The organism is Streptomyces purpureus, assembly GCF_014648195.1.
In the GTDB taxonomy this organism is placed as follows: Bacteria; Actinomycetota; Actinomycetes; order Streptomycetales; family Streptomycetaceae; genus Streptomyces; species Streptomyces purpureus.
Genome location: NZ_BMQQ01000003.1, coordinates 156136 through 172674 on the forward strand (window position 1 = coordinate 156136; position 16539 = coordinate 172674).

Sequence of the window (16539 nt, forward strand, 5' to 3'; positions counted from 1 at the left end):
GACGAATCCTGTGTCCACAGGGTGTGGAGCATGCTTGGCCACAAATCCACACCCCTCTGACCTGGGATGATCAAATCTCCGCAGGGGGACCTGTGGACACGACCTGGACAACTCGGGAGTCCCCAGGCTGTGGATGGAAGATCATCCCCTGGTCTGTGGAGAACCTGCCTCGGCCTCGGCGTATTCGAACACTCTGAGGCGTGTACGCCTGTGCACAAAGGCGAAGGGCGCCCGGGGACGGTGTCCCTGGACGCCCTTCGAGGGGGTGCGGCGGCCTTGTCAGCCGTTCTTGATGCGGTTGGTGAGCTCGGTGACCTGGTTGTAGATGGAGCGGCGCTCGGCCATCAGCGCCCGGATCTTGCGGTCCGCGTGCATGACGGTCGTATGGTCCCGGCCGCCGAACTGCGCACCGATCTTCGGCAGCGACAGATCGGTGAGCTCCCGGCAGAGGTACATCGCGATCTGGCGCGCCGTCACCAGCACCCGGCTGCGCGACGATCCGCACAGGTCCTCGACCGTAAGACCGAAGTAGTCGGCGGTGGCGGCCATGATGGCGCTCGCCGTGATCTCCGGGGCGGCGTCCTCACCGCCCGGGATCAGATCCTTCAGCACGATCTCGGTGAGCCCGAGGTCCACCGGCTGACGGTTGAGGCTCGCGAAGGCCGTCACCCGGATGAGGGCGCCCTCGAGCTCACGGATGTTCCGCGAGATGCGCGAGGCGATGAACTCCAGCACCTCCGGCGGAGCGTTGAGCTGCTCCTGCACCGCCTTCTTGCGCAGGATCGCGATACGCGTCTCCAGCTCGGGCGGCTGCACGTCGGTGGTCAGGCCCCACTCGAAGCGGTTGCGCAGCCGGTCTTCCAGGGTCACCAGCTGCTTGGGCGGCCGGTCCGAGGAGAGCACGATCTGCTTGTTGGCGTTGTGGAGCGTGTTGAAGGTGTGGAAGAACTCCTCCTGCGTCGACTCCTTGCTCGCGAGGAACTGGATGTCGTCGACCAGCAGGATGTCCACATCGCGGTAGCGCTTGCGGAACGTGTCGCCCTTGCCGTCGCGGATCGAGTTGATGAACTCGTTGGTGAACTCCTCGGAGCTCACGTACCGCACCCGCGTGCCGGGGTAGAGGCTGCGCGCGTAGTGCCCGATGGCGTGCAGCAGATGGGTCTTGCCGAGCCCGGACTCCCCATAGATGAAGAGGGGGTTGTAGGCCTTCGCCGGCGCCTCGGCCACAGCGACCGCGGCCGCGTGCGCGAAGCGGTTCGACGACCCGATGACGAAGGTGTCGAAGAGGTATTTGGGGTTCAGCCGGGCGTGCGGTTCACCGGGGCCGGGGGCCTTGGCCGACTGCCCGCCGAGCGTGCCCGGACCGCCGCCAGGGGCGCCCGCGGGGCCGCCGGGGCCGCCGTGACGGGAGGGCTGGGAGTCGGGGAGCTCGGCCCGCTCCGGTCGCTGCGGTTCGTACGGCGACCGGTCGGAGGACTGCGGTCCCGGACCCCGGTAGTCGCGCTGCGGCTGCTGCGGACGCGGGCCCGCGTACGGGTCCCGCTCCTGGAAGCCGCTCAGCCGCTGCTGCTGCCAGGAGATGTCCTCCGTGGTGCGCGGCCATGCCCCGGAGTCGGGGCGCTGCTGCTGGTAGTCCGGGTAGGCGGGGCGCACGGTCGGCAGCCCGTCGTCGAGCGGCCGGTGGCTGTAGGTCTCGTACGAGTCCTGCTGCGGCCGCTCGTCGTAGCGCGGCTGCTGCTGGACCGGGGGCGCCGGGGCGGCGGGCGGCTCGCCGACCGAGTCGTCGACGGTGATCGCGATCCGGATCGGGCGGCCGCACTCGCGGCTGAGGGTGTCGCTGATCAGCGGAGCCAGCCGGCCTTCCAGGACGCGCTTGCCCCATTCGTTGGGCACGGCCAGGAGCGCGGTGTCGGCCACCAGGGCGAGCGGCTGGCAGCGCTCGATCCACTGCTTGTCCTTGGGCTCGATGCCTTGCTGGCCCTCGCCGAGCAGCTGCTCCAGCACGCGTGGCCACACTGCGGCAAGATCAGCAGGTACGTCAGCCACAGGGCACGCTCTCTCGCAGGTCCCACGAAGGTGTGGTTCTCGGGACGGGTCGGTTAGGGCAGGTAATGCCACAAAGGAAAAGATTCGGAGTTCAGTCACGGTAGTCGGGCCGACTGACGTGGTTCAAGTTGTTGTCCACAGCCTGTGCACAGCGGGACCCCCTGAGCGGTCGGTTTGACCGGATGGCGTAGCCGCGCGTACCGTAACCAGGTCGAGTTGTCGATGGCTGCTGCCGCCTGCCTCCGATGGGCAAAGATCATGGTCAATGATCGTGAAGCGGTGCACTCGGGCGTATTGCGAGCTACTCGTGGGCGCACGGTGACAGCCAGGCGATGTCCCGCCACCACACGAATCATTTCTGGAGCCCCCGAGTGAGCAAGCGCACCTTCCAGCCGAACAACCGTCGTCGCGCGAAGACCCACGGCTTCCGCCTGCGCATGCGCACCCGTGCCGGCCGCGCCATCCTGGCGAACCGCCGTGCCAAGGGTCGCGCGAGCCTGTCCGCCTAATCGCGTTCAGGTTGTGACGTGCTGCCTACCGAGAATCGGCTGAGGCGGCGCGAGGACTTCGCAACCGCGGTACGCCGAGGACGCAGGGCTGGCCGCCCTCTACTCGTCGTCCATCTACGCAGCGGTGCCACGGACCCGCACGCGCCTGGGGAGAGCGCTCCCCCGACGCGTGCGGGTTTCGTCGTGAGCAAGGCAGTAGGCGGTGCGGTCGTCCGTAACCAAGTCAAGCGAAGACTGCGCCACCTGGTGCGCGACCGGCTGCCCGAGCTGCCCCCCGGTAGCCTGGTTGTCGTACGGGCGCTGCCTGGAGCGGGCGACGCCGACCACACACAGCTGGCCCGAGACCTGGACGCCGCCCTCCAGCGGCTGCTGGGAGGGGGCGCGCGATGAAGTACCCGTTGCTGGCGCTGATCAAGCTGTACCAGTGGACGATCAGCCCGCTTCTGGGGCCTGTCTGCCGGTATTACCCGTCGTGCTCCCACTACGGATTCACGGCCATCGACCGGCACGGTGCGGTGAAGGGCACGGCTCTCACCGCCTGGCGCATCCTGCGGTGCAACCCGTGGTCGCCCGGTGGGGTCGACCACGTGCCACCACGTAAGCGCCCTCGTTGGCACGAACCGCTGCGCAACGCACTGCGCGGTGGCAAGGGCGGGCGCTCAGCCGAGACGAGCCCGGCCGCAGAGACCCCGCCCCATGCTCAAGGAGCCTGATTAGTGGACACGATTGCCAGTCTGTTCAGCTTTATCACCACACCCGTTTCCTGGATCATCGTCCAGTTCCACAAGCTGTACGGGGCGATCTTCGGCCCGGACACCGGGTGGGCCTGGGGTCTGTCCATCGTGTCCCTGGTGGTGCTGATCCGGATCTGTCTGATCCCGCTTTTCGTGAAGCAGATCAAGTCGACCCGGAACATGCAGGCGCTCCAGCCGAAGATGAAGGCGATCCAGGAGCGCTACAAGAGCGACAAGCAGCGTCAGTCCGAAGAGATGATGAAGCTGTACAAGGAGACGGGTACCAACCCGCTCTCCTCGTGCCTTCCCATCCTGGCGCAGTCCCCGTTCTTCTTCGCCCTGTACCACGTACTGAGCAAGATCGCCTCGGGTGAGAAGATCGGCGTCCTCAACCAGAGCCTGGTGGACAGCGCCCGTGAGGCGCACATCTTCGGCGCTCCGATCGCGGCGAAGTTCATGGACAGCCCGGAGAAGGTCGAGGCGCTCAACGCCTCCCTGACGGATGTCCGCATCGTCACCGCCGTCATGATCGTTCTGATGTCGGCGTCGCAGTTCTTCACCCAGCGCCAGCTGATGATGAAGAACGTCGACCTGTCGGTGAAGACGCCGTACATGCAGCAGCAGAAGATGCTCATGTACATCTTCCCGGTCATCTTCGCCGTGATGGGTATCAACTTCCCGGTCGGTGTCCTCGTCTACTGGCTGACCACCAACGTGTGGACCATGGGCCAGCAGATGTACGTGATCAACCAGAACCCGACCCCGGGCAGCAAGGCGCAGGCCCACTACCTGGACCGTCTGCTGAAGAGCGTCACCTCTCACAGTGAGGTCCGCGGCCGCCGCCGTCGCAATGTCGTCCAGGCGATCGTGGCCAAGGGCAGCGACCGCAACGACAACGAGCGTCGCTTCATCGCCGGGCTGGCCAAGGCCGGCTTCGCCGCCCAGGCCAACGGCACCGTCGAGAAGAGCACCGACGCCACGGCCGAGGCCGAGGCCGCCGGCGGCGCCCGCCGCCAGCAGCCCAAGCGTCAGACCAAGGCTCAGCGCCAGTCCGCCGCTGCCCAGCAGGGCGCGGCCAAGGGCGACGAGGCCTCCTCGGAGGAGCCCAAGACCTCGCTTGAGAAGGACGCGCCGCAGGACGCCAAGCCGAAGCCGGCGGGCAAGTCCCCCTCCGGCGCCGCACGCCAAGCCAAGTCCGGACAGCGCAAGGGCCAGCAGCGGTCCAAGCACCAGTCGTCCAAGAAGTAGAAGGAGTCCATCCGTGACGGAAGGCACCACCTCCGCCGCCGAGGGTGGCGACACCCTGACCCGCCTGGAGCAGGAGGGGGAGATCGCGGCCGACTACCTCGAGGGTCTGCTCGACATCGCCGATCTTGACGGCGACATCGACATGGACGTCGAGGCGGACCGCGCTGCGGTCTCGATCGTCAGCGACGCGGGCGGCCGTGACCTGCAGAAGCTGGTCGGCCGTGACGGCGAGGTCCTGGAGGCGCTCCAGGAGCTGACGCGCCTGGCCGTGCACCGGGAGACCGGGGACCGCAGCCGGCTGATGCTGGACATCGCGGGCTTCCGGGCCAAGAAGCGTGCCGAGCTGGCCGAGCTCGGTGCCCAGGCCGCCGACGATGTCAAGAAGTCCGGTGAGCCGGTCAAGCTGGCCCCGATGACGCCGTTCGAGCGCAAGGTCGTGCACGACGCGGTCGCGGCCGCGGGTCTGCGCAGCGAGTCGGAGGGCGAGGAGCCGCAGCGCTTCGTCGTCGTCCTGCCCGCCTGACCCTTCTTGTACTGTCGGCCCCGTCTGTTCGCAGGCGGGGCCGATCTTTGTCAGCCTGATATTCAGCCACCCCAGTGCGGTACGGAAGGACGGTTCCCGTGACGGAGGAAGCGGAGCTCCCCCAGGCGCCCGAACAGGCGCGGACGGTATTCGGTGAGTTCTTCCCGGAGGCCGTCCGGTACGCGGAGCTCCTTGCGGATGCCGGAGTCAAGCGCGGCCTGATCGGCCCGCGTGAAGTTCCGCGGCTGTGGGAGCGGCACCTGCTGAACTGCGCTGTGCTCTCCGAGGTCGTACCGGAGGGCGTCACGGTCTGCGATGTCGGCTCGGGAGCTGGTCTGCCCGGCATCCCGCTGGCGCTGGTCCGTCCGGACCTGAAGATCACGCTGCTTGAGCCGCTGCTGCGCAGGACGAACTTCCTCCAGGAGGTCGTCGAGCTGCTGGGCCTGGACCATGTGACCGTGGTGCGCGGCCGTGCCGAAGAGGTTCTTGGCACGCTGCCTCCGGTGCATGTGGTGACGGCGCGGGCGGTGGCTCCGCTGGACCGGCTGGCCGGCTGGGGCGTTCCGCTGCTGCGCCCGTACGGCGAGATGCTGGCGCTCAAGGGCGACACCGCCGAGGAGGAGATCAACGGGGCGAGGGCCGCGCTGAGCAAGCTCGGTGTGGTGGACGCCTCAGTGCTGCATGTCGGCGAGGGCGTCGTGGACCCGCTGTCGACGGTGGTGCGGGTGGAGGTCGGCGAGAGCCCCGGTGGCGTGCGGTTCGCCGCGAAGCGTGCCAAGGCCGCTCGGCCGAGTCGCTCACGTCGCCGCCGTTGACGCCTGGTTGATCCTCATACGTACGCATTTCGGAGTGTCGTGAGCGGGTGACACTGCGCCAGGGGCATCGTGTTTCACGTGAAACGTCGCTCACTGCTGCAGGGAATCATCAGCCGCGGCCGTGCGGCTGCCACGCCGCGCGGAATCAAACCACCCGCGAGGGTCATGGGGTTGTCCACAGAGGTGGATTCATCCACAGATCCACGGGCCTCGCTGGTTCACGACCCCGAAAGCATGGCAGGCTCTCCCCATCGAGAGCTTGAAGTCGAGGAGAGTGAATCCTTGCGGTCCAACGCCAACATCGCGGGACCGATGACCGACCCGGTCCCCGGTCCCCGCACCGAATCGGCGGGGGAGGATGTTTCACGTGAAACACCGCCTCCGATGGATGACACCCCCATTGGTCGTGCCGCCCAACTGGCGGTAGAGGCGCTGGGCCGTGCCGGCGAGGGGCTTCCCAGGCCTGCGCAGACGCGAGTGATGGTGGTTGCCAACCAGAAGGGCGGCGTGGGGAAGACGACCACCACGGTCAACCTCGCCGCTTCGCTGGCCCTGCACGGTGCCCGGGTTCTGGTGATCGACCTCGACCCGCAGGGAAACGCCTCCACGGCTCTCGGAATCGACCACCACGCCGAGGTCCCCTCGATCTACGACGTCCTGGTGGAGAGCAAGCCGCTCGCCGACGTGGTCCAGCCTGTCCCGGACGTCGAGGGCCTCTTCTGTGCCCCGGCAACCATCGATCTGGCCGGTGCCGAGATCGAGCTGGTGTCGCTGGTGGCCCGTGAGAGCCGGCTGCAGCGCGCCATCCAGGCCTATGAGCAGCCGCTCGACTACATCCTCATCGACTGCCCGCCGTCCCTCGGTCTGCTGACCGTGAACGCTCTCGTGGCCGGCGCCGAGGTGCTGATCCCCATCCAGTGCGAGTACTACGCGCTGGAGGGCCTCGGCCAGCTCCTGCGGAACGTCGACCTGGTCCGGGGGCATCTCAACCCGGCGCTCCATGTGTCCACGATCCTGCTCACCATGTACGACGGCCGCACCCGGCTCGCCTCCCAGGTGGCGGACGAGGTGCGCAGCCACTTCGGTGACGAGGTGCTGCGGACCAGCATTCCTCGATCCGTCCGGATCTCGGAAGCACCGAGCTACGGGCAGACCGTGCTCACCTACGACCCGGGCTCCAGTGGCTCGCTGTCGTATCTCGAAGCGGCCCGGGAGATCGCGCTGCGCGGAGTAGGAGTGCACTACGACCCGCAGCAGGCCCATCTGGGCAGCCAGAACAACCAGCGAAGCATGTCGGAGGGGATCCAGTGAGCGAGCGACGTAGAGGGCTGGGGCGTGGGCTCGGTGCCCTGATCCCCGCCGCTCCCCAGGAGCGCCCGGCGGCCGCGGTCGGAGCGGGCTCCACTTCTCCGGGTGCCATTCCCACCCTTACGGCGGAGCGGGGTGTCGCCGCGGCCAAGGTCGCGACTCTTCCGCAGAGCCCGCAGTCCCCGGATGCGGCGGTCATGGCGCCGGAGCCGGAGCCGGTTCCGCAGGAGGCCCCGGCGGGAGCGCACTTCGCCGAGCTGCCGCTGGACTTCATCACCCCCAACCCGCGCCAGCCTCGTGAGGTCTTCGACGAGGACGCGCTGGCCGAGCTGGTCACCTCCATCAAGGAGGTCGGCCTGCTCCAGCCCGTGGTCGTACGGCAGCTCGCTCCCGAGCGCTACGAGCTCATCATGGGTGAGCGTCGGTGGCGGGCCTGCCGGGAGGCGGGCCTGGAGCGGATTCCGGCGATCGTCCGCGCCACCGAGGATGAGAAGCTGCTCCTGGACGCGCTCCTGGAGAATCTGCACCGTGCTCAGCTGAACCCGTTGGAAGAGGCTGCGGCCTACGACCAGCTGCTCAAGGATTTCAACTGCACCCACGACCAGCTGGCGGACCGGATCGGTCGTTCGCGCCCTCAGGTCTCCAACACCCTGCGTCTGCTGCGGCTGTCGCCGCCGGTGCAGCGTCGGGTGGCGGCCGGTGTGCTGTCCGCCGGTCACGCCCGCGCGCTGCTCGCGGTCGACGACCCGGAGGCGCAGGACAAGCTGGCGTACCGGATCGTGGCCGAAGGGCTCTCGGTACGGGCCGTCGAGGAGATCGTGACCCTGATGGGCTCCGAGCCCACCGTGGCCACGAAGCCCAAGGGACCGAGGGCCGGTGCCCGTGTCTCCCCCGCTTTGAACGATCTAGCCTCGCGCCTCTCGGACCGCTTCGAGACCCGGGTGAAGGTCGACCTCGGGCAGAAGAAGGGGAAGATCGTCGTCGAGTTCGCCTCGATGGAGGATCTGGAGCGGATCCTCGGCACCCTCGCCCCCGGTGAGGGCCGGGTGCTGGAGCAGGGACTCTCCGAGCAGAACGCCGAGGAGGACGGCGAGCGCTGAGCCGTTCGTATGAGCTGAGGGCGGGTCGTGTCCGGTCGTTACCGGAACACGGCCCGCCCTTTGCTCTCGTACGGTATGCGGGTCATCGCCCGCTGGATACGATGCGTTGAGGTAGGCGCATCCGTCAGCCATCACAGAGGAAGGCGCGGGCATGCGAGAGGTGAGCCGCAGCCACATGGTGACAGCAGCCCTGGGACTGGGAGCGGTCGGTGGATTCATCGGCAGTCTGATCCAGGAGCGGAGCGCGCTGTCCGCCGCGCGTGATGCGGCCGGTAAAGGAAGTGAGGATCAGCCTTGGGCCGTCGGCTCGTACCGCTCACGCTGGACAACCTTCCGGACCTTCCCAAGCGCTGCCGCGCGTGTGTCTTCTGGGAGCTTGATCCGGTCAGCGGGGAAGCAGCGGTAAAGGCGGGCACGCCCGAACTGGAGAAGGAAGCGTGGATCTCCGCGGTCCTGCTGGAGTGGGGATCCTGCGGCCGGGTCGTCTACGTCGATGATGTGCCGGTCGGCTTCGTTCTCTACGCTCCGCCCGCTTATGTACCGCGCTCCTTGGCGTTCCCCACGAGTCCGGTGGCACCGGACGCCGTTCAGCTGATGACGGGCTGGATCATGCCGGGCTATCAGGGGCAGGGCTTGGGCCGGGTGATGGTGCAGACCGTTGCCAAGGACCTGCTGCGGCGGGGGTTCAAGGCCATCGAGGCCTTCGCTGACGCCCGCTGGAAGGAGCCTGCCTGCGTTCTGCCGGCGGAGCATTTGCTGGCCGTGGGCTTCAAAACGGTCCGCCCGCACCCCATCTATCCCCGGCTGAGGCTGGATCTGCGGACGACGCTGTCCTGGAAGGAAGACGTCGAGCTGGCGCTGGACCGTCTCCTGGGAGCCGTGCAGAAGGAGCCTGCCCTGCGGCCGCTGTAGCGTGCAGCATCAACGGCGACGGCCCGCCCCCGTTGGGGGGCGGGCCGATCGTGTTTCACGTGAAACAGCGAAGGCGTCAGGCCTTGGCCTCTTCGTCGATGAAGTCGGCGAGGTCGCGCAGGAGCGCGGCCTTCGGCTTGGCGCCGACGATGGTCTTGGCGACCTCACCGTTCTGGTAGACGTTCAGCGTCGGGATCGACATCACGCCGTACTTGGCGGCCGTGGCCGGGTTCTCGTCGATGTTGAGCTTGACGATCTCGATCTGGTCGCCGTGCTCGGCAGCGATGGCCTCGAGCGACGGGGCGATCTGGCGGCACGGCCCGCACCAGGCGGCCCAGAAGTCCACCAGGACAGGCTTGTCGCTCTTGAGGACGTCGTCCTCGAAGCTAGCGTCGGTCACGTTCTTCAGGGCGCCGGCCACGGCGGCCTCCTTCACTTCACGGGGTGTGGGGGTGGGGCGGGGGTGAGGTCAGACCACGGCGGTCTTCTCGGGCTCGGCGGCGTTCTCGCCATCGGCGAGCGCGGCCAGGAAACGCTCGGCGTCGAGCGCGGCGGAGCAACCGGTGCCGGCGGCGGTGATCGCCTGGCGGTAGGTGTGGTCCACCACGTCACCGGCGGCGAAGACACCCGGGAGGTTGGTGCGCGTGGAAGGAGCGTCGACCTTCAGGTAGCCCTCGTCGTCCAGGTCCAGCTGGCCCTTGAAGAGCTCGGTGCGCGGGTCGTGGCCCACGGCGATGAACAGACCCGTCGCCGGGAGCTCGGACAGCTCGCCGGTCTTGGTGTTGCGCAGCGTCAGAGCGGAGAGCTTCTGGTCGCCGTGGATCGTGGCGACCTCGCTGTGCCAGGCGAACTTGATCTTCGGGTCGGCGAAGGCACGGTCCTGCATGGCCTTGGAGGCGCGCAGGGTGTCACGGCGGTGGACGATGGTGACCGACTTGGCGAACCGGGAGAGGAAGGTGGCCTCCTCCATCGCGGTGTCACCGCCGCCGACCACGGCGATGTCCTGGTCCTTGAAGAAGAACCCGTCGCAGGTGGCGCACCAGGAGACACCACGGCCCGACAGCTCGTCTTCCTTGGGGAGACCGAGCTTGCGGTGCTGGGAGCCGGTCGTCACGATGACGGCCTTGGCGCGGTGGACGGTGCCGGCCGTGTCCGTCACGGTCTTGATGTCGCCGGTGAGGTCCACGGCGACCACGTCGTCCGGAACGAGCTCGGCGCCGAAGCGCTCCGCCTGGGCCCTCATGTTGTCCATGAGGTCGGGGCCCATGATGCCGTCGCGGAAGCCGGGGAAGTTCTCCACGTCGGTCGTGTTCATCAGCGCGCCACCGGCGGTGACTGCACCTTCGAAGACCAACGGCTTCAGCGACGCACGCGCCGTGTAGAGCGCAGCGGTGTAACCCGCGGGCCCGGAGCCGATGATGATCACGTTACGGACGTCGCTCACGGGTTTCTTCCTCGTCTCTGCAGACTGCCTACTGCCTACGGGGCCGGGTCAATGACTCTCACCCCACCCAACGGATCCTACGGGGCGAGCATTCCCGGACCGCCCGGAGGCGCGGCAGTGTGGGTCAGGAGCGAGGGTACGCGTGGCTCACCAGAACCTCCGCTTTGCCGGATCCGCCGGTGTCCACGCAGGTGGCGTCCACGACGTAGGCCTGGACCTGGCCGCTGTCCGTGGAGTGGGGGAGAACGACGAGATAGGCCTGTTCACCCTGATAGACGCCTCGCTCGATGCCCAGGGCGGCATCGTTGCGGCCGATGCCGGCCTGGATGCACGGCGGCACCGCCGGATCCTTGGCCAGCTTGCTCTTGTCGGGGCCGGTCTCGGCGGAGAAGGGGGAACCTCGATCCGATTCCTTGGTGGCCGGCGCCTCGTCGGCCGCGAGCAGCTCATCGACGCGGCTGGAGAGCTTCTCTCCGGCGAAGGTCAGGCTGTCGGGGGCGCTCACCGAGGTCTTGGTGTCGCCGGCGCTTCCGCCGGGGCCCTGGGTGGTCTGGAGGAGCAGCACGCTCACTCCGACGGCAGCCATGCCGAGTACGGCGCTCAGCGCGGCGACACGGCGACGCCGGGCCCGGTGCGGGCGTCCCGGGCCGGTGGCGGCGCGGGGGTGCCCGGCCGGGCGGGGGGCGGCCGGGATGGACGGCGCGGGACGAGGTTCGGGGGTCTCGGTCGATGTTTCACGTGAAACATCGACCGATGATTCGGGAGCGGTGGCGTCCAGGAGCGCCTCCGCGGCCAGAGCGGCATCGATGCGGCCGGCGATCTCGGCAGGCATACGGACAGGGCCGGGGAGGGTGCCGAGCAGGCCGCGGATCTCCTCCAGCGAGGTGCGTACATCGGCGCAGAGCGGGCAGCCGTCCAGATGGCGTCGTACATCGGCCGTGCGGGACGGCGAGAGCAGCCCTTCGGTGAGGTCGGAGATCTCCGAGACATCCGGGTGCTGAGTCGTGTCGGTCGTCGATGTCACGTGCGCCCACCTCCGCCCTTCACAGCAGCAGGACCACTTGGTCCCGTTTCCCTTGGTCCCGACACCGGTGGGACGGATGCCCCCGGCGTCCGGTTCCTTCCCCGGTCAGGACCGGCGCTATCCATGGAGTCGGCGCGCAGATGAGTGAGCATGGGCAGCAGCCTGGCCCGGCCGCGGGCACAGCGGCTCTTCACCGTGCCGGTGGGGACATCGAGGATGCGGGCGGCTTCCGCCACCGGGTAGCCCTGCATGTCCACCAGCACGAGCGCCGCCCGCTGGTCGGGAGGAAGCTTGGCCAGCGCCGCGAGAAGCTCCCGGTGGAGGTCCTGGCGCTCCGCAGGCGCCTCGGCGGACTCGTGGGGCTCCAGGAGCTGCTCGAGCCGCTCGGTATCCTCCACGGGCGAGGTCTTGCGCGAGGCGGCCTTGCGGGCCCGGTCGAGACACGCGTTGACCGTGATCCGGTGCAGCCAGGTGGTGACGGCGGACTGACCGCGGAAGGTATGAGCGGCCCGGAAGGCGGAGACCAGCGCGTCCTGCACGGCGTCGGCGGCTTCCTCCCGGTCCCCCAGCGTCCGCAGGGCGACAGCCCAGAGCCGGTCGCGATGGCGACGTACGAGCTCGCCGAAGGCATCCGGGTCGCCGGCGACGTGGCGCGCCAGCAGATCCTGGTCGCTGGCGCCCTCGGGGGCGGCATGCTCCAAGAGACCCTCCCCTGACCGCGATCAACACTGGGTACTGTCACACACCGGCGGTGCAATGATATGCGACCTGGTCAATGGGCCGACGGGGCGCGGCACGGCGCACGGCACCGCCTGGCCTCGACCGCGCGGCCCCGACCGCCCGGGTCAGCCGCGCACCGTGATCTCGGAGATCCCTCCACGGAAGTCGTTGGCGGAGCCGTCCGGAGCCAGCGACGTGATGTGGATCAGCACGTACCGGGTGCGCAGCGGCTTCTCCAGGGTCTTGTGGATCTCCTTGCCCGCCGGAGCGAGCTCGGTGAGGCGCTGCGGGAAGTCGGAGAGCGCGTGCTCGGCCTCCGAGGAGTCGGCGGCCGCGGCCAGGACTTCCACGGTCTGGCCGGGACGCTCCATCACCACATCGATCCCGGCGACGTTCTGCACGGATCCGAGGTCCACGACTATCCCGCTGCCCTGCTTCCGGTACGGGAGATTGCCGAAGTTCGCATAGCCCTTGTACTGGTTGGTGGTCCACGCGGTTTCGGGAGAACCGTCGATGGCCTGCGGTACCTGGTTCTCCTGTATGCCCGACCCGTCGGGCATGAACTCTTCCGCGTCCTTGATGGACAGCGGCTTGCCGGGCGCGGGAGTGCTCTGCGGCTTCTCGTCGCCGTTGGCGGGTGCCGTGTCCTCCGGGGTGGTCCTGTCCTTGCGCCCGTCCAGCAGGGTGTCCGCCACCTGCCAACTGCCCAGGCCGAGCGCGGCGATGAGCAGTGCGGAGACCGCCCACTTGAGGACCTTGCCGGCACGGCCCTGCAGCGGCGGTGGCGGGGGCGCCACGGGCTGGACGGTGGTGACACCGGGGCGGGGCTGCGGACGCCCGTAGGTGCCCTGCTGGTAGGTGGTGCGCTGGTACTCCGCCGGGGCGGGGAACTCGGGCTCCGGCGGACGGATCCGCGGCAGTGCGGCGACGGCCTTGGCCAGCTCGTCCGGTGTGGTGCACGGCGGTTCCTGGCGTGACGCGGTGGCTCCGTCGTTGGCCAGGGCACGCATGGCGATCTCGGCCAGGCCGCGGTGGACGCCCGCGCGCACCTGGTCGGGGGCGATGAGCCCGACACCCTTGGGAAGGCCCCGAAGGCCGTAGGCGTCGCTGTCGTACGGCCAGCGCTGGGTCAGCGCCGCGTACAGCAGGGCACCGATCGCTTCGGTGTCGGTGCGCTGCGGGCTGTCGGAACTGATCCCGCGCAGCGCGGCGTTCACGGCCAGTCCTCGGATGCGGTACTGGCCCGTCGAACTGCGCAGGACCGCGCTGGGCGTGAGCCGCAGGTGGGCCAGGCCTTCGCGGTGGGCGGCGGCCATGGCCTGGGAGACCTGGGTGACGAGCTGGTACGCGTCGTGCGGCCCCAGCGGTCCGGAAGCCAGGAGCCCGGTGAGCTCGGTGGCGTCCGGGAGCCATTCATGGACGACGTAGACGAGGTCGTTCTCCTCGACGGCGTCGAGGACCTGCACGAAGCGCGGGTCGCCGAGCAGCGCCGAGGAACGCGCCGCGGCCAGCACCGAGCGGGCCCGGGGATGATCCGCGCACAGCAGATGCACCCCGACGGCGCGGCGCAGTTTCTCGTCGACGGCTCGCCAACTGCTGAAACCGTCCAGACGGGTGACGCACTCCTCCAGCCGGTAGCGTCCGGCGAGTTTGTGGCCGCTGTGCAGTTCCGGGCTGCCCAGAGCCGGCTGCTCACCGCCGGGCTCGTCCTCGCCCTCGTCCTGCGCGGTCGGTTCCGCCGCGTCCTGCGCTTGTGCCACCCCGTCGGTCGCGGCCTTGTCCGCCTTGGCGGTCAGCGGGTCGTCCCCGCTGCTGTCGGCCACGTCGACGGCAGCCGTGCTACGTTCCGCCACCGTCGTTCCTGCCTCCCCATCCGTTGCGCATATTCAACGCCATGCCAATTGTGCCCACAGTCCGGCGCTATGCACGACACACGGCAGCCGACGAGGGTTGTGCGGGATGGTTGCGGTTCAGCGACCGAGCCGACCGCGCACCATGCCGACCATGGAGTTGAGCTCCTGGATGCGCATCCGCTTCGCCGCGACGAAGAAGACGGCGCCCAGCACCAGGCCGCCGGCGAAGAGCGCGGCGAGGGAGCCGAGTGCGCCTTCTCCGAGTGCGGTGAGGACACCGAAGCCGGCCGCGCCGCCGAGGACGGCGGCGGGCAGTGCGGCCAGGCAGAGCCGGGCGTAGGTGCGCAGCACATGCGCGCCGTCCAGGTCGCCGCCGAGCCGGTTGCGCAGCCGCCGCCAGGCAACTCCCACGCCCACCGCGTAGGCGAGGCCGTAGGCACCGGCCATACCGACGACGGCCCACTGGGCCGGCAGCACGAAGTAGCAGGCCGCGGAGACGGCCGCGTTGACCGCCGCCACAATGACTGTGTTGTAGAAGGGCGTCCGGGTGTCCTCGTAGGCGTAGAAGCCGCGCAGTACGACGTACTGCACGGAGTACGGGATCAGGCCGAGGCCGAAGGCCATGAGGATGAAGCCCATGCTCCGGGCGGCCTCGACGCCGCTGGAGGCGTAGAGCAGGGTGCACATCGGCACGCCGAGCGCGAGGAACGCGAAGGCCACCGGCACGATCGCGACGGCCGAGTTGCGCAGACCCTGGGAGATGTCGTCGCGGACCGCACCCGGGTCGTCGTCATGGGCGGCGCGGGAGATCCGGGGCAGCAGGGCGGCCATGACGGAGACCGTGATGATGGCCTGCGGCATGCCCCAGATCAGCTGGGCGTTGGAGTACGCGAGGAAGCCGGTTCCGTCCTTGCCGGACGCCTCGCCCGCGGCGGTGGCGAGCTGGGTGACGACCAGGACACCCGCCTGGTTGGCGAGCACGAACAGCACGGTCCACTTGGCGAGTTTGACGGTCTTGCCGAGGCCGTGGCCCTTCCAGTCGAAGCGGGGGCGAAAGCGGAAGCCCGTCTCGCGGAGGTAGGGGATCATCGCCAGGGCCTGGACCACCAGGCCGAGCAGGGTGCCGATGCCGAGGAGGCGGATTCCCTCGTCGGGGATGGTCTGGACGCCCAGCTGGGATTCGGCGGAGGTGCCGTAGACCCAGATGAAGAGGCCGAACGTGACGATCATGACGATGTTGTTGAGGACCGGGGTCCACATCATCGCGCCGAACTTGCCACGGGCGTTGAGGATCTGACCCATCACCACGTGCACACCCATGAAGAAGATGGTGGGCAGGCAGTAGCGGGCGAAGGTGACGGCGACGCTGTTGGCGGCCTGGTCGTCGGCGATGGTGCTCGACATCGCGCGGATCAGCAGCGGGGCCGCGAACACCGCGACGGCCACGATGGCGCCGAGGGCCACCATGACGAGGGTCAGCAGCCGGTTGGCGTAGGCCTCGCCGCCATCCGCGTCGTTCTTCATGGAACGGACCAGCTGCGGCACGAAGACCGAGTTGAGACCGCCGCCCACCGTGAGGATGTAGATCATCGTCGGCAGGGTGTAGGCGACGGTGTAGGTGTCACCGAGCAGGGCGGCGCCCAGGGCGCCGGTGATCACCAGGCTGCGTACGAAGCCGGTCAGACGGGAGACCAGCGTGCCGGCCGCCATCACGGCGCTGGACTTCAGCAGGCCCGAGGCCCGGCCTCCCGACTTCTTCGGAGCCGCCGGGGGCGGCGAGGCGGGTGCGGGGACCGGCGCGGGCGAGGAGGGCTGCCCAGGGGACTGCTGGTCGCGGTAGAGATGGGCGAAGGCGTCCGGCTCCGGCTGCTCCTCGCCGGCGCGGGTCACCAGGTCGTCGACGCCGGTGAACTGGACCGTCCGCGGGTCGTCGCCGTACGGGAGGTGGCGCGAGGGCCCGTCGGGCTCGGGCGCGGGCGTCTGGGCCCACACCCGCGGGTCCGGGGCGTGCTGGGGGGCCGCCGGCTGCTGGTAGAGCGGCTGCGGCTCGGGATACGTGCCCGGCGGCGGTGGGGGGTGGGCAGCGCGGTCGTACAGCGCCTCGCCCACCGGGTCCTGGGCGGACAGGTCCTGTGCCCGGTACGGATCGTGGCTGTAGGCGTCCTGGACGTACGGGTCCGGAGCGGGCGGTGATGACGGGTGGGGCACGTGGCCCGCTCCCGGTGCAGCCTGGGGCCCGGGGGAAGGCGCGGTGCCGCCGCCCGCGCCCTGCCCGCGGTCACCGTCGTACGGCGCGTTCATGG

Annotated in this window: 16 protein-coding genes; 9 read left to right on the top strand and 7 right to left on the bottom strand. The window is 69.1% G+C overall.

Annotated elements, in window-relative coordinates; genetic code table 11:
• Positions 1 to 279 precede the first annotated feature (279 nt).
• Entirely contained in the window at positions 280 to 2046 is a 1767-nt protein-coding gene (gene dnaA / locus IEZ01_RS06230; protein ID WP_078513348.1) for a chromosomal replication initiator protein DnaA, read from the bottom strand.
• 371 nt (positions 2047 to 2417) lie between these two features.
• Between dnaA and rpmH the strand changes: the two genes are divergently transcribed.
• From rpmH to IEZ01_RS06275, 9 genes are all read left to right on the top strand, one after another.
• Entirely contained in the window at positions 2418 to 2555 is a 138-nt protein-coding gene (gene rpmH / locus IEZ01_RS06235; RefSeq protein WP_015659252.1) for a 50S ribosomal protein L34, read from the top strand.
• An 18-nt stretch (positions 2556 to 2573) separates the two neighbouring features.
• Positions 2574 to 2945: a ribonuclease P protein component gene (gene rnpA, locus IEZ01_RS06240; protein ID WP_078513347.1), complete on the top strand. Its 372-nt coding sequence runs from the start codon at positions 2574 to 2576 to the stop codon at positions 2943 to 2945.
• The gene (gene yidD, locus IEZ01_RS06245; protein WP_078513346.1) at positions 2942 to 3268 is read left to right on the top strand and encodes a membrane protein insertion efficiency factor YidD; all 327 of its coding nucleotides are present in this window, start codon (positions 2942 to 2944) and stop codon (positions 3266 to 3268) included. The genes rnpA and yidD overlap by 4 nt, the downstream gene beginning before the upstream one ends.
• Before the next feature lie 3 nt (positions 3269 to 3271).
• Positions 3272 to 4537: a membrane protein insertase YidC gene (yidC, locus tag IEZ01_RS06250; protein ID WP_019887846.1), complete on the top strand. Its 1266-nt coding sequence runs from the start codon at positions 3272 to 3274 to the stop codon at positions 4535 to 4537.
• A gap of 13 nt (positions 4538 to 4550) precedes the next feature.
• Entirely contained in the window at positions 4551 to 5060 is a 510-nt protein-coding gene (locus IEZ01_RS06255) for a Jag family protein (RefSeq protein WP_019887845.1), read from the top strand.
• Positions 5061 to 5158: 98 nt separating this feature from the next.
• Positions 5159 to 5875 (top strand): 16S rRNA (guanine(527)-N(7))-methyltransferase RsmG, encoded by a 717-nt coding sequence (gene rsmG / locus IEZ01_RS06260; RefSeq protein ID WP_019887844.1) that lies wholly within the window; start codon positions 5159 to 5161, stop codon positions 5873 to 5875.
• Between the two features lie 234 nt (positions 5876 to 6109).
• Positions 6110 to 7186 carry a ParA family protein gene (locus IEZ01_RS06265; RefSeq protein WP_078513345.1) on the top strand — a complete coding sequence of 359 codons (1077 nt, stop codon included), beginning with the start codon at positions 6110 to 6112 and terminating at the stop codon, positions 7184 to 7186.
• Positions 7183 to 8283 (top strand): ParB/RepB/Spo0J family partition protein, encoded by a 1101-nt coding sequence (locus IEZ01_RS06270; protein ID WP_189200361.1) that lies wholly within the window; start codon positions 7183 to 7185, stop codon positions 8281 to 8283. The genes IEZ01_RS06265 and IEZ01_RS06270 overlap by 4 nt, the downstream gene beginning before the upstream one ends.
• 294 nt (positions 8284 to 8577) lie before the next feature.
• Positions 8578 to 9195: a GNAT family N-acetyltransferase gene (locus IEZ01_RS06275; RefSeq protein WP_019887841.1), complete on the top strand. Its 618-nt coding sequence runs from the start codon at positions 8578 to 8580 to the stop codon at positions 9193 to 9195.
• A gap of 76 nt (positions 9196 to 9271) precedes the next feature.
• Here IEZ01_RS06275 and trxA read toward each other — a convergent pair whose 3' ends face one another.
• The 6 genes from trxA to murJ all read right to left on the bottom strand — a co-directional run bounded on the left by trxA (position 9272) and on the right by murJ (position 16537).
• Positions 9272 to 9616: a thioredoxin gene (trxA, locus tag IEZ01_RS06280; protein ID WP_189200363.1), complete on the bottom strand. Its 345-nt coding sequence runs from the start codon at positions 9614 to 9616 to the stop codon at positions 9272 to 9274.
• Positions 9617 to 9664: 48 nt separating this feature from the next.
• Positions 9665 to 10639: a thioredoxin-disulfide reductase gene (gene trxB, locus IEZ01_RS06285; RefSeq protein WP_189200365.1), complete on the bottom strand. Its 975-nt coding sequence runs from the start codon at positions 10637 to 10639 to the stop codon at positions 9665 to 9667.
• Positions 10640 to 10763: 124 nt separating this feature from the next.
• Positions 10764 to 11663 carry an RsmA family anti-sigma factor gene (locus IEZ01_RS06290; protein ID WP_189200367.1) on the bottom strand — a complete coding sequence of 300 codons (900 nt, stop codon included), beginning with the start codon at positions 11661 to 11663 and terminating at the stop codon, positions 10764 to 10766.
• Positions 11660 to 12364, bottom strand: a complete 705-nt coding sequence (gene sigM / locus IEZ01_RS06295) for an RNA polymerase sigma factor SigM (RefSeq protein WP_019887837.1) — start codon at positions 12362 to 12364, stop codon at positions 11660 to 11662. Before sigM ends, IEZ01_RS06290 begins: the two co-directional genes overlap by 4 nt.
• 144 nt (positions 12365 to 12508) lie before the next feature.
• Positions 12509 to 14236 (bottom strand): protein kinase family protein, encoded by a 1728-nt coding sequence (locus IEZ01_RS06300; RefSeq protein WP_019887836.1) that lies wholly within the window; start codon positions 14234 to 14236, stop codon positions 12509 to 12511.
• A gap of 117 nt (positions 14237 to 14353) precedes the next feature.
• The gene (gene murJ, locus IEZ01_RS06305; protein ID WP_019887835.1) at positions 14354 to 16537 is read right to left on the bottom strand and encodes a murein biosynthesis integral membrane protein MurJ; all 2184 of its coding nucleotides are present in this window, start codon (positions 16535 to 16537) and stop codon (positions 14354 to 14356) included.
• Positions 16538 to 16539 lie beyond the last annotated feature (2 nt).